At 63.4% G+C, this 20,405-nt stretch carries 19 protein-coding genes and 1 tRNA gene; 6 read left to right on the top strand and 14 right to left on the bottom strand.

Features of this window, described 5'->3' with window-relative positions; genetic code table 11:
- The first annotated feature begins 26 nt into the window (after positions 1 to 26).
- Positions 27 to 1,316, top strand: coding sequence for an O-antigen ligase (locus JQ632_RS17195; RefSeq protein WP_249152141.1), 1,290 nt, complete (start codon positions 27 to 29; stop codon positions 1,314 to 1,316).
- Here the strand turns inward: JQ632_RS17195 and JQ632_RS17190 are convergent.
- Positions 1,291 to 1,761, bottom strand: coding sequence for a MarR family transcriptional regulator (locus JQ632_RS17190; protein WP_212403840.1), 471 nt, complete (start codon positions 1,759 to 1,761; stop codon positions 1,291 to 1,293). The two genes, JQ632_RS17195 and JQ632_RS17190, sit on opposite strands and share 26 nt — an antisense overlap.
- A gap of 147 nt (positions 1,762 to 1,908) precedes the next feature.
- Here JQ632_RS17190 and JQ632_RS17185 point away from each other — a divergent pair, with 147 nt between their 5' ends.
- Positions 1,909 to 3,105: an FAD-dependent monooxygenase gene (locus tag JQ632_RS17185; RefSeq protein ID WP_212403751.1), complete on the top strand. Its 1,197-nt coding sequence runs from the start codon at positions 1,909 to 1,911 to the stop codon at positions 3,103 to 3,105.
- Between the two features lie 124 nt (positions 3,106 to 3,229).
- Here the strand turns inward: JQ632_RS17185 and JQ632_RS17180 are convergent, their stop codons facing one another.
- The 3 genes from JQ632_RS17180 to JQ632_RS17170 are packed head-to-tail and all read right to left on the bottom strand — an operon-like array spanning position 3,230 to position 6,046.
- Complete coding sequence (locus tag JQ632_RS17180; RefSeq protein WP_212403750.1) at positions 3,230 to 4,408, bottom strand: trans-acting enoyl reductase family protein; 1,179 nt, start codon at positions 4,406 to 4,408, stop codon at positions 3,230 to 3,232.
- A gap of 12 nt (positions 4,409 to 4,420) precedes the next feature.
- Positions 4,421 to 5,203 carry a DUF169 domain-containing protein gene (locus JQ632_RS17175; RefSeq protein WP_212403749.1) on the bottom strand — a complete coding sequence of 261 codons (783 nt, stop codon included), beginning with the start codon at positions 5,201 to 5,203 and terminating at the stop codon, positions 4,421 to 4,423.
- Between the two features lie 45 nt (positions 5,204 to 5,248).
- Positions 5,249 to 6,046 carry a YdcF family protein gene (locus JQ632_RS17170; protein ID WP_212403839.1) on the bottom strand — a complete coding sequence of 266 codons (798 nt, stop codon included), beginning with the start codon at positions 6,044 to 6,046 and terminating at the stop codon, positions 5,249 to 5,251.
- Positions 6,047 to 6,150: 104 nt separating this feature from the next.
- Here JQ632_RS17170 and JQ632_RS17165 point away from each other — a divergent pair, with 104 nt between their 5' ends.
- The 3 genes from JQ632_RS17165 (at position 6,151) to JQ632_RS17155 (ending at position 8,155) form a co-directional block, all read left to right on the top strand.
- Complete coding sequence (locus JQ632_RS17165) at positions 6,151 to 7,092, top strand: acetamidase/formamidase family protein (RefSeq protein ID WP_212403748.1); 942 nt, start codon at positions 6,151 to 6,153, stop codon at positions 7,090 to 7,092.
- A gap of 303 nt (positions 7,093 to 7,395) precedes the next feature.
- Positions 7,396 to 7,593 carry a hypothetical protein gene (locus tag JQ632_RS17160; RefSeq protein WP_007603456.1) on the top strand — a complete coding sequence of 66 codons (198 nt, stop codon included), beginning with the start codon at positions 7,396 to 7,398 and terminating at the stop codon, positions 7,591 to 7,593.
- 70 nt (positions 7,594 to 7,663) lie between these two features.
- On the top strand, positions 7,664 to 8,155 hold the full coding sequence (locus tag JQ632_RS17155; protein WP_212403747.1) for a GcrA family cell cycle regulator: 492 nt from the start codon (positions 7,664 to 7,666) through the stop codon (positions 8,153 to 8,155).
- A gap of 652 nt (positions 8,156 to 8,807) precedes the next feature.
- Here JQ632_RS17155 and JQ632_RS17150 read toward each other — a convergent pair.
- Both JQ632_RS17150 and JQ632_RS17145 read right to left on the bottom strand, forming a co-directional pair.
- On the bottom strand, positions 8,808 to 10,298 hold the full coding sequence (locus JQ632_RS17150) for a porin (protein WP_212403746.1): 1,491 nt from the start codon (positions 10,296 to 10,298) through the stop codon (positions 8,808 to 8,810).
- 600 nt (positions 10,299 to 10,898) lie between these two features.
- Positions 10,899 to 10,992 (bottom strand) — tRNA-Ser (locus JQ632_RS17145).
- A gap of 350 nt (positions 10,993 to 11,342) precedes the next feature.
- Here JQ632_RS17145 and JQ632_RS17140 point away from each other — a divergent pair.
- Positions 11,343 to 13,352, top strand: coding sequence for a tetratricopeptide repeat protein (locus JQ632_RS17140; protein ID WP_212403745.1), 2,010 nt, complete (start codon positions 11,343 to 11,345; stop codon positions 13,350 to 13,352).
- Between the two features lie 75 nt (positions 13,353 to 13,427).
- On the opposite strand, the gene JQ632_RS17135 is transcribed toward JQ632_RS17140, so the two are convergent.
- The 8 genes from JQ632_RS17135 to JQ632_RS17100 all read right to left on the bottom strand — a co-directional run bounded on the left by JQ632_RS17135 (position 13,428) and on the right by JQ632_RS17100 (position 20,124).
- Positions 13,428 to 13,694 (bottom strand): hypothetical protein, encoded by a 267-nt coding sequence (locus tag JQ632_RS17135; RefSeq protein ID WP_212403744.1) that lies wholly within the window; start codon positions 13,692 to 13,694, stop codon positions 13,428 to 13,430.
- Positions 13,695 to 14,741: 1,047 nt separating this feature from the next.
- Positions 14,742 to 15,176, bottom strand: coding sequence for a hypothetical protein (locus JQ632_RS17130; RefSeq protein ID WP_212403743.1), 435 nt, complete (start codon positions 15,174 to 15,176; stop codon positions 14,742 to 14,744).
- Positions 15,177 to 15,202: 26 nt separating this feature from the next.
- Complete coding sequence (gene gatB / locus JQ632_RS17125) at positions 15,203 to 16,681, bottom strand: Asp-tRNA(Asn)/Glu-tRNA(Gln) amidotransferase subunit GatB (RefSeq protein WP_212403742.1); 1,479 nt, start codon at positions 16,679 to 16,681, stop codon at positions 15,203 to 15,205.
- Positions 16,678 to 16,968 (bottom strand): hypothetical protein, encoded by a 291-nt coding sequence (locus JQ632_RS17120; protein ID WP_249152135.1) that lies wholly within the window; start codon positions 16,966 to 16,968, stop codon positions 16,678 to 16,680. Before JQ632_RS17120 ends, gatB begins: the two co-directional genes overlap by 4 nt.
- Before the next feature lie 2 nt (positions 16,969 to 16,970).
- Positions 16,971 to 18,446, bottom strand: a complete 1,476-nt coding sequence (gene gatA, locus JQ632_RS17115; protein WP_212403740.1) for an Asp-tRNA(Asn)/Glu-tRNA(Gln) amidotransferase subunit GatA — start codon at positions 18,444 to 18,446, stop codon at positions 16,971 to 16,973.
- A complete protein-coding gene (locus JQ632_RS17110) occupies positions 18,443 to 18,655 on the bottom strand; it encodes a hypothetical protein (protein WP_140982211.1) in 213 nt (70 codons plus the stop codon). The genes gatA and JQ632_RS17110 overlap by 4 nt, the downstream gene beginning before the upstream one ends.
- A gap of 26 nt (positions 18,656 to 18,681) precedes the next feature.
- A complete protein-coding gene (gene gatC, locus JQ632_RS17105; protein WP_212403739.1) occupies positions 18,682 to 18,969 on the bottom strand; it encodes an Asp-tRNA(Asn)/Glu-tRNA(Gln) amidotransferase subunit GatC in 288 nt (95 codons plus the stop codon).
- A gap of 78 nt (positions 18,970 to 19,047) precedes the next feature.
- Positions 19,048 to 20,124 carry a nitronate monooxygenase family protein gene (locus JQ632_RS17100; RefSeq protein ID WP_212403738.1) on the bottom strand — a complete coding sequence of 359 codons (1,077 nt, stop codon included), beginning with the start codon at positions 20,122 to 20,124 and terminating at the stop codon, positions 19,048 to 19,050.
- Positions 20,125 to 20,405 lie beyond the last annotated feature (281 nt).

Raw genomic sequence — 20,405 nt, 5'->3', positions numbered from 1 at the left:
GAGTTGCGTAAGCGTATGAGCGTGTGATGGCGTATGCGGCGGCAGCCGGGGGAATGAATGCAGCGGCTTCCGCTGTATCAGGCGTATTGGCGCTGCAGCGCACGCTGGTCTGGCTGGTCGGCGCATGCGGCGCGGTCGTCTTCATCGAGCCGAGCCCCTACGAAATTGCCACCCTGCTTGCCACCGTCGCCTTCTTTGCGACCGGCCTGCGGCTGCAACTGGTGTTCATGCCGCTGGTGCTGGCGCTGTTCCTGCTCAATATCGGCTACACCATCTGCGCCATTCCGCTGCTCGGTCAGACCGAGGTGGCAAGCTGGATTGCGACCTCCTGGTACATGGCGGTGACCGTCGTGTTCTTCGCCATGGTGCTCTCCGAGGATACGGCGGCGCGGCTCGAGATGCTCAGGCGCGGGCTCGTGGTCGGCGCCATGGTCGCTGCAATCTCCGCGGTCGCCGGCTACTTCCATCTGGTCCCCGACGGCAACGACCTGCTGACGCTCTATGGACGCGCGCGCGGCACCTTCAAGGACCCGAACGTGCTCGGCGCCTTCCTGATCCTGCCGTCGCTGTTCGTGCTGCAGAGCGTGGTGCTGGAGCGGCCCGGCATGGCGATCCGCAACGCGATCGCCTTTGCCATCATGGCGCTCGCCATCCTGCTCGCCTTCTCCCGCGCGGCCTGGGGCGGGCTGGTCCTGACCGCGGCCTTCATGCTGGCGCTGATGGTGCTGACCAGCCGGAGCAACACGCAACGCTCGCGCATCATCATTATGACCGTCGTCGCCGCAACCCTGGGGCTGGCGCTGATCGCAGTGCTGCTGTCCTTCGACGCCACAGCAGAGATGTTCAAGCAGCGCGCAAGCTTCGACCAGAGCTATGACGAAGGCCGCTTCGGTCGCTTCGGCCGGCATATCCTCGGTGCCGATATGGCGCTCGACCTGCCGTTCGGCATCGGCCCCTTGCAATTCCACCGCTACTTCCCCGAGGACACCCACAATTCGTACCTCAACGCCTTCATGTCCGGCGGCTGGCTGTCGGGCGTGCTCTATCCGGCGCTGGTGTTCACGACCGTCGTCATCGGCTTCCGCCACGTCTTCGTCCGCGTGCCCTGGCAGCGCACATACCTCGCGGTGTTCTCGGCCTTCGTCGGTACCGTCGGCGAAAGCTTTGTGATCGACACCGATCACTGGCGGCACTTCTGGATGATGCTGGGGGCGATGTGGGGCATGATCGCCGCAGCCCAGGCCTACAAGGTGCCGGCGGAGACGCCCGTCGTGCCGGCTCAGATCCCCGTCAGCGCCGAGCCTTCGGCATCTTAGGATTGGCGCGCTTCTCCGGCGGCGTATCGATGACGGCCTTCAACGCCTCCGTCGCTTCCAGCACGCCCTTGTAGCCGTCGAGCGCAAACCGCAGCAGCAGGCGCAACTCTTCCTCGCTGTAGCCGCTCCAGACCTTCTGCATCGCCTGCTGCATCGGCACGTAGAACTGGCCGATCTTCGCGGTCACCTCCGGCACCACGACGATGAAGACCTTGCGGCGGTCGGCCTCGTCGCGCTCGCGGCGGACATAGCCGGCCTTCTCCAGCCGATCCACGACGCCGGTGATGGCGCCGGTCGTCAGCCCCGTGACCTCGGCGAGCCGGCCGGCGGTGACCCGTCCTTCCAGATTGAGGAAGTCGAGGCATTCGAGATCGGAGTTGGAGATGCCGGCGATGTTGGCGACCGCCTGGCCGTACAGCACGCCCTGCGCCGACGACCGGCGCATCGCCTCTTCGAGTTCCACGAGCAGCGCCGCGCGCGCTTTCCCTCTTGACAAAAACCGGCCTCTTACCTTAGCAAGTATATATCTTAGCCACTAAGATAATTAGCGACCGTAGTTTTCCTAGCACCTCGCCACCGTCGGGAGCAAGACATGCAAAGCCGTCCGCGCAAGGCCCTGATCATCGGCGCCGGCATCGCCGGGCCCGTCACAGCGATCCTGCTCCGCCGCGCCGGCATCGAGGCGCAGATCTTCGAGGCCTGGCCCTACTCCACCGGCATCGGCGGCGGCCTCCAGATCGCACCGAACGGCATGCATGTGATGGAGGAGCTCGGCCTTGCCCGCGAGCTGATCAATCGCGGCTCGGTGGCCGAGTCCTTCGACTTCTACGCCCAGGACGGCCAACGGCTCGGCTCGATCAATCGCGACATGGAAAGGCGGTTCGGCCAGCCCGCGGTGAACATGTGCCGCGCGACGCTGAACGAGATCCTCATCGACGAGGCCTGGTGCTCGCATGCCGAGCTCTATTTCGAGAAGCGCCTGGTCGGGATCGAGGACCGCGGCGACCAGCCCATCGTCGCCCATTTCGCCGACGGCACCAGCGCCGAAGGCGATTTCCTGATCGGCGCCGACGGCGTGCATTCCGCGGTTCGCCGCCACGTCGTGCCCGACGGCCCGACGCCCTTCGACACCGGTCTGATCGGCTTTGGCGGCTTCGTGCCGCGCGCCGTGCTCGACGGCGTCTCGCTCGGCCAGCGGGTGGAGACCACCTTCGGCCGCAGCGGCTTCTTCGGCTACGGCTTTTGCAGCACCGATCCGAAGGACGGCGCGATGTGGTGGAGCACGCAGCCGGCGAACGGCATGGATGCGGCGGCCTTCCGCGCACAGGAGCAGTTGACGCTGAAGCAGCATCTGCGCGACTTCCACAGGGGATGGCACGACCCGATCCCCGCCATCATCGAGGCGGCCGAAAACATCGCGGTGACCGACACGCTCGACGTTGCGACCTTGCCGACCTGGTCGCGCAAGCGCTGTCTGCTGATCGGCGATGCCGCGCATGCGACCAGCCCGCATGCCGGCCAGGGCGCCTCGCTGGCGCTCGAAGATGCGATGCGGCTCGGCCGGCTGCTGGCGCACGGACAGGAGCTCGGCCTCACCTTCCAGAATTTCGAGCTCGAACGCCGCCCGCGCGCGGAAAAGATCGTCGCCATCGCCCGCCGCAACGGCAGCAGCAAGCGCGAGTTCAGCGCGACGGGCGCGTGGATGCGCAATCAGATGATGAAATGGCTGTTGCCGCTCGGCGCCAGGAGCATGGATTTCATGTACGCCTATGATGCGCGAGCGGTGTAGCTGTCATGCCCCGCGAAGGCGGGGCATCCAGTACGCCGCGGCTTCCCCGTATCCCACGACCGTCTCTGGAATACTGGATCGCCCGGTCGGAGCCGGGCGATGACACCGTGATTGTGGCGCGCGACTACGCTTCGACCCGGAACGTCAGCCCCGCGTTTTCCTCGAGCCGCTTGATCAAGCTACCCTGCATCGCCGCGCCCGGCGTCCAGAAACCGCCCGGCACATCCTTCGTGTCGCGCAGCATGCAGATCGCGCATTCGGAGATCATCTTCGAGGTCGAGCCGTAGCCGGGATCGCGATCGCCCTTCACGGCGGCGCGGACTTCTCGGCCGTCGGGCGCAATCGCGACATACAACAGATCGTAGCGACCGTTTTCGCGCTCTTCCTTCGAGGGCCCCTCGCCCGGCTTCGGCGCGTTCGGGCCGGTCTTCTCGGAATTCGCCGCCATCACCTTCTTGGCGTTGGCCTCGCCCTTCTCGCCCGCGCCCGTCAGCACCATCTCGTCGTAGATGAATTCCTTGCCGTAGGGAAAGCCCATCAGCATGTTGGAGCGGTGGACGTTGCGCGTGTTGATCAGCGCCATCATGAACGGCGCCGCCCACGATCCCAGATCCTCTTCATACGCCGCCCTGTTGCCGCGCGGCTGCTTTGGACCGGCGAAGCCCGGCGTCAGCGCAAAGGCATCATTCAGGATTGCGACGAGGCTGATGTCCTTGGCGACCGCGTCAAACGTTGCCTTCGCGCTCGCCGCGGTGCCGCCGGAGAGCGTGCCGCGCATGTCGCGCACGCGGCCCTTCACGCGCTGCGCCGTCGCGCCGAACGCGCGCTTGGCCTCCTCCTGCACGAAGAACGCACCGAGCTCGAACGGCACTGAGTCGAAGCCGCAGGAGAACACGATGCGCGCGCCGCTCGCCTTGGCGGCCGCCTCGTGCTTGTCGATCATCTGCCGCATCCAGACCGGCTCGCCGCAGAGATCGAAATAATCGACGCCGCCGGCGACGCAGGCGGCCAGCAGGTCCTCACCGTACCATTGATACGGACCGACCGTCGTGATCACAGACTTCGTCTGATCGACCATTTTCTTCAACGACGCCGGATCGGAGGCATCAGCGACGATCAGCGGCGTATCGGCCGGCGCGCCGATCGCGTCGCGCACCGATTTGAGCTTGTCGAGGCTGCGTCCCGCCATCGCCCATTTCAGCTCCTTGTCGCCCTTGTAGTGCGCGGCGAGATATTCGGCGACGAGCTGACCGGTGAAACCGGTCGCGCCGTAGACGACGATGTCGAATTGCTTGGAGCTCATGGTCCAGAACCTCTATTTCTTTCCGTAACTCACGCCCATGCCCGCGCGCACATCGCTCTGGATCCCGTAAGGCGGGATCGGATAGCGAAGACCGTTCTTGGCGAGCGCCTTCATGCCCACGATCGCCTTGGCAAGATGCTCGGGCTTCAGAGCCATCAGCATCTCCTCGTCCGGCACGCCGCCATAGCGCCGCTCGGCATAGCATGGCAAGGACAGACTGGGCTCGCCGGTCTTGAGCGCCCGCCCCCAGGAATCCGCGCAGGCGGTCTCGCCGACCACGCCCCATTCGAACTTCTTGTAGCCGGTATATTGCAGACCGTTGATCAGGATGATCATCTGTCCCGGCGTCGCATAGACCAGACAAATGTCCGGCGGGTTGAGACGGCCGCTGGCAAGCGGGCTCACTGCGAGCGCCTTGTACCGGCCGAACGGCACCACGTCGAGCGCCTCCTGGCGCTTGCGCGCGTCCTCCGCCGTGCCGTGCCACACGCCGACATAATTCTCGCCGGACAGCCACTTCTCGTCCTGCGGCGCGAGGCCGATGACGGCGCGGCATTGGCTGCCTACGAGATCGTCGCCGGTGATGCCGACGGTCCAGCCGAGGCGCGAGGCCATGCTGACGATCTGGTCGGTGGTGTGGACCGCATTCGGCCGGCGTATCTTCGGGATCGCCTCCATGTCCTCGACGCGAGCAAACAGCTTCATGCCGATCACGCTCGTCTTCAGCCGCAACAATGTATTGAGGTCAGCAACGATGGCAGAGAGGTCGACCGCCTCAGTGATCGCGTGTTGCATGCTGTCCTCCCGGCGAGGGGCCCGTTGTTCTGTTCTGATCCTTTTCTAGTCCTTGGCGGGCCCGGGAAGCAACTCGGCGGTCCGGCCACGGAGACGATAGGTGATCAAGCCCAGCCATTCCCGGATCGCGAGATCGGTTCGGCTCAGCCCATCGGCCGCGATGGTCTCGACTTTGAAGAGGTGCTCCCCGATCCGCCAATCGACGGGATACGGCTCGACGGCAAACTCCGCCTTGCGGAAGATGCCGACCGAGCGCGGCATATGGTAAGCCGAGGTCACGAGCAGCCAGCGTTCGCCGGGCTTCGGATTCACCAGGGCCTTTGTGAACAGCGCATTCTCGTAGGTATTGCGCGAGCGCCGCTCCATGATCATGCGCTCCTTCGGGATGCCGAGGTTTTGCAGCAGCATGCCGGCATAGTCGGCTTCCCGCGCGTCACTGGACATGAGATTGGAACTGCCGCCGGTGAAGACGATGCGGGCGTTGGGATAGCGGACTGCAAGCTCGCCCGCGGCAAACATGCGATCGGCGCCGTTGTGCGTCACCGGCGTGCCATGCTCGGCCGAGAGCTCCGCCTCGACCGGCCCACCCAGCACGATGATGCCGTCAGGCGCGCCGCGCGAGGGGTCCCACGGCGGAAAGCGCGATTCCAGCGGATAGGTCAGGAGAGCGCCGAGCGGCGAGAAAGCACACAGCACCAGCAGCACGATCGCGGCAACCATCAACTTTCGCCCGAGCGCAGCGAAGCGCGTCGCCAGCAGGATCACGCCGACGATACCGAGCAGGATCAAAAGGTTCGTCGGCAGGAACACGATGCCGAGGGTTTTGGAGAGCACGAAAAACAGGGGAAGCCTCGTGGGATATTTGCTACTGCCTCATACGCTGTCTCCGCCGCGAGCCCAAGCCCGTTCACAAAGTCCCTTCAAGAACGCATTGCGAGGTCGTCGAAATGGCCCATCATCACCTGCAATCCAGCCCAAAGACCTGCCATTGGGGCTTTTTCGAAGCCAAACTCGCGCCAGTGCTCGCGATCGACAGCGGCGACGAGGTGACGATCGACACGATCAGCGGCGGCCCGGACGTGGTGCCGGATCGTAAGCAGTTTCACGTTCCGCCCGAACTGTTCGAGGTGCACGCGACGAACGAGCGGATGCTGCCCGGCCACATCCTCACCGGCCCGATCGCAATTCATGGCGCGGAGCCCGGCGACGTCCTCGAGGTTGATATCCTCGATGTCTCGCTGCGGCAGGACTGGGGCTACAACCTGATCAAGCCGCTGTCCGGCACCCTGCCCGATGACTTTCACGAGTTGCGCATCCTCAACATCCCACTCGATACGACGCGCATGGTCGGCCGCCTGCCCTGGGGGCTCGATCTGCCGCTGAAACCGTTCTTCGGCGTGATGGGCACGGCGCCGCCGCCGGCCTGGGGCCGCATCTCCTCGCTGATCCCGCGCGCGATGGGCGGCAATCTCGACAACAAGGAGCTCGACGCAGGCGCAACGCTCTACCTGCCGGTGTTCGTGCCAGGCGCGCTATTCTCCTGCGGCGACGGCCATGGCGTGCAGGGCGACGGGGAGGTCTGCGTCACCGCGATCGAGACCGCGCTCCAGGGCCGCTTCCGCTTCACGCTGCGCAAGGACCTCCGCCTCAGCTATCCCCGCGCGGAAACGCCGTCGCACTACATGACCATGGCGATGGATCCGGACCTCGATCAATGCGTGGTCCGCGCGCTGCGCGACATGATCGTGCTCTTGGGCGAGAAGCGAAATTTGTCGCGCGAGGATGCCTACACGCTTTGCAGCCTGGCTGCCGATTTGCGGGTCACGCAGACCGTCAACGGCTCCAAGGGTATCCACTGCATGATCGCGAAGTCGGTCGTGCACGGCTAAAGCGTTTTCGAGCCAAGTGGGTACCGGTTCGCGTCCAGAAAACGCGTCAAAAGAATCTAGAGCCCCGTTCCGATCTCATCGGAACGGAAAAGGCTCTAGGCCGTAACGGCCCCTTCTCAGCCTCGGTTCTTCATAACGCCCGCGCCCGGCCTCGCCGCCGCGCGGGCGGTCGTACGCATTTTTCCAAGCGATTCCAATGATCTCATCGCACTTTTCGCGGCCGAATTGACTTCCAGCCCCAAACCTAAATAGAGTCTTAATCGTTACTTTTATGTACACGAGTAAGAGGCTAGCGTTCGGGCCATGGCCACCGAAAAAGCCGAGACTGACCGCATTCCCGTAACCTTGGCGCTCTCGACCATCACCTATCTCGAAAAACTGGTGAGACAGGGCACCCACGGCACCAGCGTTCCAGGCGTTGCACGAACCTTGATCGAGGAAGGTATCCGCCTCGCGATCAAGGATGGTCTGCTGTCCATTCGCGACAACGGCAGGACGTGAGGCTCAAGGACGCGCAAAGCGGACGGTTTCGGACGGCGTGGTCGATTTTAGAACCTGGGACCGTCACAAAATGCCCGCTGCTTCACCGACTTCGCCACCGACTTCCGTTGCGACCTGGACCGACGAGCGCATCGAACTTCTGAAAAACCATTTTCACGCCGGCCTGTCCTGCCGCGAGATCGCCGCCGATATCGGCGTCAGCCGCAACGCCGTCATCGGCAAGCTCAGCCGCCTCAATCTGACCCGCGGCCCGAAGCGGGAAGAGCGGAGCGTGGAGAAGAGCACTGCGCGGGCCCTGAGGACCCTTCGCAGGCTGCAATGTGAAATGCTAGGCGCGATCTATGACGAGGCCGAAACGCCGCTCGCGCATGCGCCGATCGACGAGACCAACCGCTGCTCGCTGCTCGAATTGTCAGAGAACCGCTGCCGCTGGCCGATCTCGACACCGGGCGCGGATGACTTTTGCTTCTGCGGCAACGCCTCGCCCGACGGCCAGTCCTATTGCACGGGCCACGCGCGCCTCGCCTACCGGCCGAACTCCCGGGCGCGCCTGATTCGCTGAGGAGGAATGTGCTTGCGGGATCACCGGCAGGAAAGATATCCCTGCGAATCAAAAACCTCCGGCAGGGCATTGCCGGAGGTTTCGGAGGTTAGTTCATAAAGTTGTAGATCGTCTCGTTTTGAGACCAGGCGCCGCCAATGCGTTTGGCAGGCTACTTTGTAAATTACATGAGTAGATCATGTAAGTAAATATCATTTTTGCCGCCGACGCATCCAATCGCTCATCTGTGGCATATCTCCGGCACCGCGGAGGCGACGCCACCAATGCCGTCCTCGCGACCGGCTACGACTTCCGGCGCCCGTCCGTTGGCTGGACCTCTTGCCAGATCCTAATTCGGCTCATCCTCCGACTTCACCCCGTCCCGAGCTGAAGTCCCGCTTCTCCACGGACGACAGATTATCGTTCGAGCATGATCTCCGCGCAAACGTGTTCCGCGCTCGTCGCGAGAGAAGACCGCTTTGCACTTTGCGCTAGCGCGGCCCTTCGGGTCCGGATCAGTGCTCCAGGCACGCGCGAATTCGCTCATCGGCCGGTCGCAGCATCTCTGGCTGGGCGCCACCTGCTCTTTCGCGGCGATGGACGCCGCGACGCCCGCAAAGAAGAACCCCGGCGGTTTCCCGCCGGGGTTCTCTGATCGGTCGTGAGATCGATCTTAGAAGTTGCGCTGAGCGCGGAGGAGCAGGGCGAGCGAGTCCTGGTCCTTCATCTCATACACAGCTGCCGGCTTGGCACCGTTAGCAAATCCCGGGCTCGCGATGGTGCCCGAGTACTTCTGGTCCAGACGGGAGTAGCTGAGGTCCGCCGTGAAAGCCAGGCCCTTGACCGGAGTCCACACGGTGTTGACGCCGATCACTCCGAAGTTGAAGTCCGGGTTGCAGTTGCCGGTCAGACCAAGCAATCCAACCATGTTGGCGCAGATCGTGGCCTTGCCGTTGGAGCCGTACTGCACAGCGCCGTAGCCACCGTAGATGGAGCTCGCCCAGTTCGGGTTCCAGTTGTGGGTGTAGCCACCACGGAAGCCCCAGGTCTTGACGGTCTCAATCGAGCTGCCGTTAGCAGCCGAGGTGCCGGTGAAGACACCATCAGCAATGCCGGCGATCCCGAGGCTCTGGTAGGCGCCAATGCCGCTACCGCTGTACATAAAGAAGGACTGCGGGAACAGGCTCTGGAAGTTGTAGCGAGACGCGCCATCCGTGTAGACGGCCTGCAAGTTGATCGAGTCGCCCGCACCGGTCGGGATGTTCTTGATCGACAAAGCGCCCTGCACCGCCCAGCCCCACTTGTCGCCGGGGTGACCGGTCAACTCAGTCGCACCGTAGTAGGCGGGATGGAGGTTATGCCCAACAACCGAGAACTGGGCCAGACCCCAGGCCTGGTCGACGCGGACTTGGCCGACGACGTCGGGAGCACGCGTTCCACCCCAGTTGTTGTTGCCATAGATGCCCTGAACCATGTTGGCTGCAGTCGCACCCGACAGGTTCCAGAGGTTCGTCTCGCCGCCTGCCGACGTCGTTTCATCTTGCAACGCCACCGAAGCGGTGACGCCCTGACCGAAGTCAGCCGTGTAGGTCACCTGGTTCACACCGGTGACGTGGTTGGAACCGCCCGGAAGGGTATCGGGACCGCCAGCCGGATAGCTCTGCCACGGAGCGTCGAAGATCGAAACCGTACGGCCGAACGTGAAGCCAGCGAACTGGATGAACGCATGGTAGAGGCCGAGCGAGGCCGAACCGGTCGAGAAGATCGACGGGCTGCTGCCGCTGACCGTGGTCGTATCCCAGGTGAAGACCATATCGGCGTAGGTGCGGAGCACGCCATACTCAGTTGCCGTGCGCGTATCGACGGTGAAGTCCATACGAGCGCGGGCGCCCCAGTAGTTCGTCAGACGGTTATTCGAACCCTGGTTCGCGCCTTGCCGGAAACCGTAGTCGCCGCCTTGGTACCAGTTATCGGCACGCAGATAGCCGCCGAACTTGATGCAGGTGTCAGTGCCCGGCATGTAGTAGAATCCGGCACCGTACAGGGAGCAGATCTTCACGTATTCGACCGCTTTGGCCTTCACGGGGAGATCGGCTGCCTGTGCTCCGCCAACGGCAATCAGACCTGCCGCTGAACCGAGCAAAAGGCTCTTTACCAACTTCATGTTAAACCTCCAAGTTTGCTCTATAGGGAAGGTTCCGGATCCGCTGGGTGACGACACCCTAAGGTTGGTTCCCTTGTCCCTTAACTTAACCGCTTAGCCGCTTCGCGCCTTCGGACACACCCGCTGAACGCGAGGGACTTAAGCGAACCACCTAAAACGGGACGACCTTGGGATGCCCCCCTCCGTCGCTCAGTCACAATTACCGAACGTCCTTGCACACACAACAAAAGAACGCTCCGAAACGACCCGGTTGAACGTGTTTTCCGGCGGGTGTTGCACAAATAACACGCAGTTGTGATCATAGCGCCGCTGTAACCATTTGTTTTCCATGCTGTTTTTTGACCGGTTCCGTTTACCCCGGATTTTCCCGACATGGAGGACGCTGCGTCGCCCCACCCCTTCCTCACGCGCTTCACGCGCTCGAATCGAGGAATCGCGGCACGACTCGGCGCGCCCGGCATTGGTTCGGGCCGAGAGACGCAAAGAGAGATGCGTCGAAGCAGATTCGCAGGCGGAAACGGATGAAATGCACGCGCGCGGATCCGCGCGGCTGACATGGCGGCGTTACGCACACTCTATAACTGAAGAGAGGAATGTGGCTGGCGGAGACGGAGGGATTCGAACCCTCGATAGGCCTTTACAAGCCTATAACGGTTTAGCAAACCGCCGCCTTCAGCCACTCGGCCACGTCTCCGTTGCGCCGGGTATGCCCGACACCGCGGCGGCCCGCAAGCGGCAGAATTGGGGCTAGCGGGTTTCTTTGCACATGAAAGCTTTGACAGCGACGGAAGCCAAGGACAGGTCGGGACTGGCTGCCCTCCGGAGCGCCGGCCGGCCATCGTCACACCCGCATAGCCGATAGCCACCGCGCCACTTGGCCGGAATCTGTACCCGTCGCGCGCGAAGTCTCGGCACAAGCGCGCTAGATTCGCGCTTTGAAGCGCGAGCGGCGCGGCAGTTGTTCTCTCGAGCAAAGGCGACTAGGGTTTTTGCACCAGTTCGCCAAAGCAAAGACCCGTCATCGGGGTCCAGAAACCCAATCACATGTCGCAGCAGAGCCGCAACAAGGGAGCTTCGGCCCCCTCCTCACTCCATCCGTCGGCTATTCTGGATCAGGCAATTTCGGCGCACCGTTCGGGCAATCTGTCGGATGCGGAACGGGCCTATACGACCATCCTCAAGGGCAGCAAAACGCATCCGATCGCGCTCCATATGTTGGGGCTGTTGCACGCCCAGCGCGGCAATTTCGCGGACGCCGAGCCGTTGCTCAAGAAGGCTGCCCGCATCGACCCCGGCAATCCCGACGTTCTTTTCAACTACGCCAACGTGCTGCGTGCGTTGGACAAGACAGACGATGCGCTCGCTTGGCTTGCGAAAGCGATTGCCCTGTCGCCGAACTTCGCCGATGCGCATCTCAATCGCGGAGCGATCCTGATGGCACGGCAGGAGCTTCACGGCGCCATCGCGGAATTTGATCGCGCCATTGCGATCGCGCCATCGAGCGCAGCGTTCGCAAACCGGGGCAGTGCGTTCCAGCAGCTCGGTCAACTCGACGAAGCGCATGACAGCTACCAACGTGCCGTCGAACTTGCACCGTCGAATCCACAGAACCATTTCGTCTCGTCTGAGATCCTGACCCAAATGGGCCGACACGACGAAGCGATCGGAGCGCTCGAAAGAACAGTCGCGCTGGACAAGGCCTTCCCGTTCGCGTTGAGCAAGCTGGTTGGTGCCAGGCGGCAGCGTGCCGACTGGCGCAGTTTCGAACGTGAACAGGCCGCCCTGGAGGAGGCCGTCGAAGCCGGCGTGGCGATCGACCCCTTGACCTTCTTTCATGCCTCGTCGTCTCCCGCGCACCAATTGACCTGCGCGAAGACATATGTCGCCGAGGTCGCCCCGGAACGAGGTGCCGCGATTCCCAGAACGCCGCCACCGGTTTCCCGGCTGCGGGTCGCGTACCTGTCTGCCGATTTTCGCCGTCACGCCACTGCGCATCTGACGGCCGGACTTTTCGAGGCGCACGACCGCGAGCGCTTCGACATCAGCGCCATCTCCTACGGACCGGATGACCGCAGCAAGATGCGCGACCGCTTGAAGGCAGCATTCGAACGCTTTGAAGACGTCAGCCATCTTGCCGACGAGGACGTGGTCAAGCTGATCCGCCAGCTCGACATTGAGGTCCTCGTCGATCTGGGAGGATTCACCGCCTTTGCGCGGCCGAAAATCCTTGCGCGCCGGGCGGCTCCCATCCAGGTCAACTATCTCGGCTTTCCCGGCACGATGGGTGCGCCATATATGGACTACGTCATCGCCGACCGGATCGTCATCCCCGAAGAAGAGCAGAAGCATTACGCCGAGAAGGTGATTTATCTCCCCGACAGCTACCAGGCGACCGACGCAAAGCGGCCGCTCCTGTCAAATGCACCGGCCCGGAGCGAGGTCGGACTGGCGGACGATGCATTCGTCTACTGTGCGTTCAACAGGACGTCCAAGATCACGCCCCCGCTGTTCGACGTCTGGATGAGGCTGCTTAGCAAGACCGCCGGCAGCGTCCTTTGGCTGCTTGATGGGGACCCGATCGCCAAGGAGAACCTGAGGCGTGAAGCCGTTGCGCGCGGCATCGCTGCGGAGAGGATCGTGTTCGCCCCACACGTTCCTGCCGACGAGCACCTGGCGCGCCACCAGCTCGCCGATCTGTTCCTGGACACATTGCCCTACAACGCCCATACCACGGCCAGCGACGCCCTTTGGGCTGGCTTGCCGGTCCTAACCTGCCGCGGCACCGCCTTTGCGGGACGTGTCGCAGCCAGTCTCCTGAATGCTGTCGGCCTTCCTGAGCTGGTGACGCGATCACTGGACGAATATGAGGGTTTGGCGCTTCGGATCGCGCACGATCCCGAGCTTCGATCCGCCCTCAAGACCAAGCTGGCGACGCATCGGTCCACTTGGCCTCTGTTCGATACTGTCGGCATGACGCGACACATCGAAAGGGCCTTCAATGAAATGTGGCGCCGGCATAGCGCTGGCGAAGCGCCGGCCTCGTTCGCCGTCTAAATCTCGTCCTGAGGTCGCCTTGGCGCGATCGCACTGATCGGCCAAAGTTCGGTTCCCGACGGCGGAGTGAACCGGTCAGTGCATGGTGACCCAGGCCCGCGCCTCACGCTGCGCGGCCGCGATTTCGGCCTCCGACATCTGCGCCGCGAGTTCCTGGCGATGGGCAATCGCATCCTTCCGGCCCTTCAGCGCCGCAAGATTGAACCATTTATGCGCGGCAACGAGGTCGACGAGGCCGGAGCGGCCGCTCGCCCAGTAAAGCCCGCGCTCGAACAGCACGTCCGACAACGCGGTCGCGTCGATCGGCGTCGCCGTCTCCAGATCGAAAGTCCCCTGAAACATGTCGCATCCCCTCTTGTTCTTGTGCCGCCTCGTTCCCCGAGCGCGGCTCCCGTCCAAAATTGTTCAACTCTTCCCCATGCCGTTTGCCGGCTTGTTTGAGAGGATCATGGCGAGCAAATTTGAATGGCAGTTTAAGTATCGCGATGAAGGGGACGTAAACGCGAACGGCCTCGCCTCGCGCGCGAAATTGCAAAAAGTCCCTATTTAACGGGCACTTCTGCGATTCGTCAGATTCGGTTTACCGTCCCGATTTTCGGACAACGATAACCATGGCGCGCGGTGCAATGCGTCTGTGGCGGGATTTTCGGGTCAACGGATTGATCCGCTCGAGCTGCCATCGTCGCGAGACCACGCCACGGCCAGCCGTCATGCCCGGGACTTGCTCGCATGAGATCGCGCTTGGGTGGATTACCGGGGAAACGTTCGGCGATGACGTCGCGGCGTTTCGTTCGGCCGCATGTCGCAACGTTCGCGGACAGAGATCACGGCCAAACGGCGGTGAGGCCACAACACGAAGCAGATCTGAAATTTTGGGACATGAAAACGCCGGCCAGGATCCCGGCGGAGGAGCGAGGGCGTCGGCGAACACGTCAGGACCGGATCTCACCTTGGCCGCGAGGCCACTCGTGAAATTGCGGAGCCGAAAGGCTGACCGCACCGAACGAAGAAAACCTGGTTTCTTCTGCCGGACCGGAAACCCGAACGAGCAAGCTCGCAAGAGATTGACGATCCGACCGTCGACCTGATGTCTCGCCGACACCCTCTTTCGCCGTCAGAGCCCTTTGCTTTCGCTGATGGCTCTAATGACGCGCCGGCCGTCTAGCAGCCGGCAACTTCGACTAGGCGAAGTTACTTCTTCTTCTTGGCGACCTTGCGGGTCTTCTTCGCAGTCTTCTTCACTGCGCTCTTCGCCTTCTTCGCCTTCTTCGCTTTCTTGGCCATGTTGCCCTCCGATGTGTGAGATGGCTTTAATCGCTGCGTGCACTCGGGGATCGAGATGCACTTCATCCCGAATACACCAACGCGAAGAAAAAAACAGCTTCTCGCTTAAGGAAGTGTTGACGCAGCGAAGCGCCTGCGCCTAGCGCGTTTGATTTGCGTGCAAACAGAGGCACGCGTCTCCGATTGCAAAAGCATCGCGCAGCATCGGCATCGACGAGAGCAGCGACTGCAAGAAAACTCTATGCAGCAAGTGTTTTTCTGCACTCGCGCATTGCGCAGGATCGACGCGATGATGCGCGTCACGTCAAGCTTGACCGTGTCGTAGAAGCGTTTCGCGGACTCTGAGTCGCGTTTTTTGGCAACGAAAATATTTTCATGCTTAACGGCGCAATCGCTCGCCGACGCGTGTTCAAGCCGCCCCTTTTTGCGAATCGCGGCATGGCGATTCGCAGGAGCCTCGCGGGTGAGTGAGGCGACGTCGGCTGTCGGCAACGCGCGCGAGCGACGCGTGTCGGCCTCGAGCGAGGTGACGGCGAGCACGCCGTCGCCGCGCGCGAGGTTCGATCTCAGATGCCAAGCTTGGACTTGAGGAGGTCGTTGACCGCTTGCGGGTTGGCCTTGCCGCCGGACGACTTCATGACCTGACCGACGAACCAGCCGAGCGACTGCGGCTTGTCCTTGACCTGCGCGGCCTTGTCGGGATTGGCCGCGATGATGTCGTCGACCACCTTCTCGATCGCCGAGAGGTCGGTCACCTGCTTCATGCCGCGGCTCTCGACCAGCGCGCGGGGATCGCCGCCCTCCTGCCAGACGATCTCGAACAGATCCTTTGCGATCTTTCCGGAGATCGTACCCTCGCCGATCAGGTCGACGATGGCGGCAAGCTGGCCAGCATTGACCGGAGACCCCGCAATATCCTGGCCTTCCTTGTTGAGACGGCCGAACAACTCGTTGATCACCCAGTTCGCCGCCATCTTGCCGTCGCGTGCGCGATTGGCGAGCCCAGACAGCACCGTCTCGTAGAATTCCGCGCTTTCGCGCTCGGCGACCAGCACGCTCGCGTCATAGGGCGACAGCGAAAAGTCGGCGACGAAGCGCGCCTTCTTCTGGTCCGGAAGCTCGGGCAGCTTCGCCTTCAGCTCGTCGACGAAGGCTTGGCTGAACTCCAGCGGCAGGAGATCGGGATCGGGGAAGTAGCGATAGTCGTGCGCCTCTTCCTTGGAGCGCATCGAGCGCGTCTCGCCCTTGTTGGGGTCATAGAGCCGCGTCTCCTGGTCGATCGATCCGCCATCCTCGAGGATCTCGATCTGGCGGCGCGCCTCGTACTCGATCGCCTGGCCGATGAAGGTGATCGAGTTCATGTTCTTGATCTCGCAGCGCGTGCCGAGCGGCCCGCCCGGCTTGCGCACGGAGACGTTGACGTCGGCGCGCAAGGACCCCTTCTCCATGTCGCCGTCGCAGGTGCCGAGATAGCGCAGGATCGAGCGCAGCTTTGTCACATAGGCCTTGGCCTGCTCGGCGTCGCGGATGTCCGGTTTTGAGACGATCTCCATCAGCGCAACGCCGGAGCGGTTAAGATCGACATAGGACATGGTCGGCGACTGGTCGTGCAGCAACTTGCCGGCGTCCTGCTCCAGATGCAGCCGCTCGATGCCGACGGTGACGCTGCGGCCGCCGTCGAGCTCGAGCTGCACCTCGCCCTCGCCGACGACCGGCGACTTGTACTGGCTGATCTGGTAGCCCTGCGGCAGGTCGGGATAGAAATAGTTTTTGCGGTCGAACACCGAGCGCAGGTTGATTTTTGCGTTCAGCCCAAGCCCAGTCCGGACAGCCTGCCTGACGCATTCCTCGTTGATGACGGGCAGCATGCCCGGCATCGCGGCGTCGACCAGCGAGACATGCGTGTTCGGATCGCCGCCGAACGCGGTGGAGGCGCCCGAGAACAGTTTTGAGTTCGACGTCACCTGGGCGTGGATCTCCATGCCGATGACCATCTCCCAGTCACCGGTGGCGCCTTTGAGAAGCTTGTGGGTGGCCGTGCTCATGCTTTGCTCCCGAGCAGCGCGGCAGCGATGCGCTCCCACTCCGCCTGCAATGAATCCTTCGCGGTCGGCTGGCCGGCCTGGCGGTACCAGTAGCCCGCATTGCCGAGATCGCCTTCGACGCGGTGCAGATACGCGTGCACCCAGGCGGCCTCGCGGCCATTGTCGTCCTGGACGATCTGATGGGCCTTGTCCCAGTCGCCCTTCGCGGCCCACCAGAGACCCGCAAGCGGCGCGCTGAGTTCAGGCGCCGGCGCGGCGCCTTCGAGGCTGGCGATGTACGCCGCCATGCTCACCACCACCTCGCGGGCGTGAAGCGGCCGGCGGCCTGCTCGATGACTTCACCGAGCGAGAACAGCGTCTCCTCGTCGAAGGGACGGCCGATCAGTTGCAGGCCGAGCGGCAGGCCCTGCGCATCCTTACCCGCGGGCACGCCGATGCCCGGCAGGCCCGCCATGTTCACCGTCACCGTGAAGATGTCGTTGAGGTACATCTCGACCGGGTCGGCGCCACCCTTCTCGCCGATGCCGAAGGCGGCCGACGGCGTTGCCGGCGTGAGGATCGCGCTCACGCCCTTGGCAAAGCAGTCCTCAAAATCCTTCTTGATCAGCGTACGCACCTTCTGGGCGCGCAGGTAATAGGCGTCGTAATAGCCGGCGGAGAGCACGTAGGTGCCGATCATGACGCGGCGGCGCACCTCGGCGCCAAAACCTTCCGCGCGGGTGTTCTCGTACAGCTCGATGATGTTCTTGCCCTGCTCGCGCAGGCCGTAGCGCACGCCGTCATAGCGCGCGAGGTTGGAGGAGGCCTCCGCCGGCGCCACGATGTAGTAGGCCGGCAGCGCGTATTTGGTGTGCGGCAGCGACACTTCGACGAGCTCGGCACCGGCCGCCTTGAGCCAGGCTGCGCCCTCACTCCAGAGCTTCTCGATCTCGGCCGGCATGCCGTCGAGGCGATACTCCTTGGGAATGCCGATCTTCATACCCTTCACCGACTTGCCGATCGCGGCCTCGTAGTCCGGCACGGCAATGTCGACTGAGGTCGTGTCCTTCGGATCGTGGCCGGCCATCGAGCGGAGCAGCATCGCGCTATCGCGCACGCTGCGCGCGATCGGACCGGCCTGATCGAGCGAGGACGCAAAGGCGACGATGCCCCAGCGCGAGCAGCGGCCATAGGTCGGCTTGATGCCGACAGTCGCGGTGAACGCCGCTGGCTGGCGGATCGAGCCGCCGGTATCGGTCGCCGTCGCGCCCATGCACAAGAGCGCGGCCACCGCCGACGCCGAGCCACCGGAGGAGCCGCCCGGCACGAGCGTGGTGTTCGAGCCTTCGCGCCGCCAGGGATTGCCCACCGGACCGAAGCACGAGGTCTCGTTCGACGAGCCCATGGCGAACTCGTCATTGTTGAGCTTGCCGAGCATCACGGCACCATCGCGCCAGAGCTGCGAGGTAATGGTCGACTCATAGGTCGGCACGAAATTGCCGAGGATCTTCGAGCAGGCCGTGGTGCGCACGCCCTTGGTCGCGAACAGGTCCTTGATGCCAAGCGGAATGCCGGCGAGCGGGCCCGCATCGCCCTTGGCGATCTTGCCGTCCGCCTCGCGCGCCATGGCGCGCGCCTGATCGGGCGTCTCCAGCACGAAGGCATTGAGCACGCGCGCGGCTTCCATCGCGGAAAGATGCGCGTCGGTCAGCTCCAGCGACGTGAAAGTCTTGGCCGCTAGACCCTTGCGGGCCTCGGCGAGCGTCAGCGATGTCAAATCGGTCATTTATTGATCGGGCTGCAGAAGAATGGAGACAGGGTCTTGTCGTTGGCCGGGTCGTCTTTCTTGACGGCGGCATTCGCGGCCGCTTCGAGCTGGTCGAGCACGGCATTGACGGCGACGTTGGGATCGGCAGCCTTGCCCTGCCGCTCCATCGCGTCGAGATAGTTCATGTAGGCCTGATAGGCCTTCTCATCGTCGCATAGCAGGCACATCGGACCTGTCCTGACTCTTAAGTTGCTTACTCGACGACCTTCGGCACCTGGAAGAAGTGCCCTTCGGTAGCCGGCGCGTTGGCAACGATATCGTCGGCGATCTCGCCGTCATTGACCACGTCTTGCCGCTTCTTCATCTCCATCGGCGTGACTGACGTCATCGGCTCGACGCCCTCGACGTTCACCTCGGAGAGCTGCTCGACGAAGGCCAGCATGGCGTTGAGCTCGCCCTGCAGATGGGAAACTTCGTCGTCCCTGACCGCAATACGCGCCAGATGCGCGATGCGGCGGACGGTCACGGCGTCGACTGACATTATATAGGGCCTCGGACGGCAGGGATAAGCCTGCCGTATAGCAGAGGCCGCTTTTGCGCCGCAACCGGCACTATCACCCTAGCCGGCCAGCGTTTTCAGGCGGGCAAGCGCCGTTTTGGCCAAATCCCGGGTCAATTCGGCGGCCGGGACCTCGCGGCCGAGGCCGATGGCCTGGCCTGCCCAGAGATTGGTGAACTCCACCCTGCCCTGCTTTTCGGCAGCCGCCTTCAGGGGCCCGAGCGCGGTCGCCGCATGGGGGAAGACCGGCGCGTCCGGCGAGACCGGTCCGACCTCGCGCATCACGCGGTTATAGACGCCGCGCGCCGGGCGACCGGTCATGACGTTGGTGATGACCGTCGAGACGTCGCCCGCCTCCGCCAGCACCTTTCGCGCAAGCGCGCTGACCTTAGACTCCGGACAACGTAGATAGGCGCTGCCGATCTGCACGCCCGATGCGCCCAGCGCAAAGGCCGCCGCAATGCCACGCCCGTCGGCGATGCCGCCGGCCGCGATGACAGGCACCTTCACCGCATCGACCACCTGCGGCACCAGTGCAAAGGTGCCGGGCTGCTCGGCAATGTTGTCGGTCAGGAACATGCCGCGATGCCCGCCGGCTTCCGCGCCTTGCGCGATCACGGCATCGGCGCCGTTCTGCTCGAGCCAGACCGCTTCCTTCACTGTCGTCGCCGAGGAGATGACGATGCAGCCTGCCGCCTTGACGCGCTTCACGAGCGCCTGATCCGGCAGGCCGAAATGGAAGCTGACGACCTCCGGCTTCAACTCCTCCACAACCTCGCAGAAGGCCGCGTCGAACGGCGCGCGGTTGGCGGCGGCGATCGGCGCGGCTGGATCGAGGCCGTACTCGGTGTAATAGGACGTCAGGCGCTGCTTCCAGCGCGCTTCCGACGCCGCCGTCAGTTCCTGCGGCTTGTGGCAGAAGAAATTCATGTTGACCGGCGCCGAAACGCGCTGGCGGATGACATTGACCTGCTCGCGCGCCTTCTCGGCCGAGATCATCGCGCAAGGCAGCGAACCCAGTGCCCCGCCTTGCGCAGCCCCAATCACGAGATCCGCATCCATGATGCCCGCCATCGGCGCGAGCACGATCGGGAACTCGGTCTTGAAGAGATCTATCAGTCGACGGTTGGGCCACATGGTTCTTCTCTCGCTCTTACCCTCTCCCCTTGTGGGAGAGGGTGGATCGCCGCGTAGCGGCGAGACGGGTGAGGGGTTTGTATCCGCGAAGACAGACCTCTCAAATTTGCTTCTGTTCGCCGCGGGCAGAACCCCTCATCCGGCGCCGTAGCCGATGCGAAGCATCGGCGTTCTCAGGTGACGGCGGCCGGAGGCCGCCTACGCTGAGCAACCGGCGAGATGGGTAACAGTTCAAACCGACGACATGGGTAACACAATTCTTGTTTCGTTCAGGTCTGTTG

The organism is Bradyrhizobium liaoningense (assembly GCF_018130955.1).
Taxonomy (GTDB): Bacteria; Pseudomonadota; Alphaproteobacteria; order Rhizobiales; family Xanthobacteraceae; genus Bradyrhizobium; species Bradyrhizobium liaoningense_C.
The sequence above is the reverse complement of the archived record's forward strand: the minus strand, read 5'-3'. Positions and strand labels throughout refer to the sequence as shown.

Excerpts from the sequence above, each read along its gene's own strand:
- gatA (WP_212403740.1), bottom strand. The coding sequence starts at position 18,446 with ATGACCGATTTGACATCGCTGACGCTCGCCGAGGCCCGCAAGGGTCTA.
- JQ632_RS17175 (WP_212403749.1), bottom strand. The coding sequence starts at position 5,203 with ATGCAACACGCGATCACTGAGGCGGTCGACCTCTCTGCCATCGTTGCT.
- JQ632_RS17195 (WP_249152141.1), top strand. The coding sequence starts at position 27 with ATGGCGTATGCGGCGGCAGCCGGGGGAATGAATGCAGCGGCTTCCGCT.
- gatC (WP_212403739.1), bottom strand. The coding sequence starts at position 18,969 with ATGTCAGTCGACGCCGTGACCGTCCGCCGCATCGCGCATCTGGCGCGT.
- JQ632_RS17150 (WP_212403746.1), bottom strand. The coding sequence starts at position 10,298 with ATGAAGTTGGTAAAGAGCCTTTTGCTCGGTTCAGCGGCAGGTCTGATT.
- JQ632_RS17190 (WP_212403840.1), bottom strand. The coding sequence starts at position 1,761 with ATGCGCCGGTCGTCGGCGCAGGGCGTGCTGTACGGCCAGGCGGTCGCC.
- JQ632_RS17185 (WP_212403751.1), top strand. The coding sequence starts at position 1,909 with ATGCAAAGCCGTCCGCGCAAGGCCCTGATCATCGGCGCCGGCATCGCC.
- gatB (WP_212403742.1), bottom strand. The coding sequence starts at position 16,681 with ATGAGCACGGCCACCCACAAGCTTCTCAAAGGCGCCACCGGTGACTGG.
- JQ632_RS17110 (WP_140982211.1), bottom strand. The coding sequence starts at position 18,655 with ATGTGCCTGCTATGCGACGATGAGAAGGCCTATCAGGCCTACATGAAC.
- JQ632_RS17160 (WP_007603456.1), top strand. The coding sequence starts at position 7,396 with ATGGCCACCGAAAAAGCCGAGACTGACCGCATTCCCGTAACCTTGGCG.
- JQ632_RS17135 (WP_212403744.1), bottom strand. The coding sequence starts at position 13,694 with ATGTTTCAGGGGACTTTCGATCTGGAGACGGCGACGCCGATCGACGCG.
- JQ632_RS17165 (WP_212403748.1), top strand. The coding sequence starts at position 6,151 with ATGGCCCATCATCACCTGCAATCCAGCCCAAAGACCTGCCATTGGGGC.
- JQ632_RS17155 (WP_212403747.1), top strand. The coding sequence starts at position 7,664 with ATGCCCGCTGCTTCACCGACTTCGCCACCGACTTCCGTTGCGACCTGG.
- JQ632_RS17140 (WP_212403745.1), top strand. The coding sequence starts at position 11,343 with ATGTCGCAGCAGAGCCGCAACAAGGGAGCTTCGGCCCCCTCCTCACTC.
- JQ632_RS17120 (WP_249152135.1), bottom strand. The coding sequence starts at position 16,968 with ATGGCGGCGTACATCGCCAGCCTCGAAGGCGCCGCGCCGGCGCCTGAA.
- JQ632_RS17180 (WP_212403750.1), bottom strand. The coding sequence starts at position 4,408 with ATGAGCTCCAAGCAATTCGACATCGTCGTCTACGGCGCGACCGGTTTC.
- JQ632_RS17100 (WP_212403738.1), bottom strand. The coding sequence starts at position 20,124 with ATGTGGCCCAACCGTCGACTGATAGATCTCTTCAAGACCGAGTTCCCG.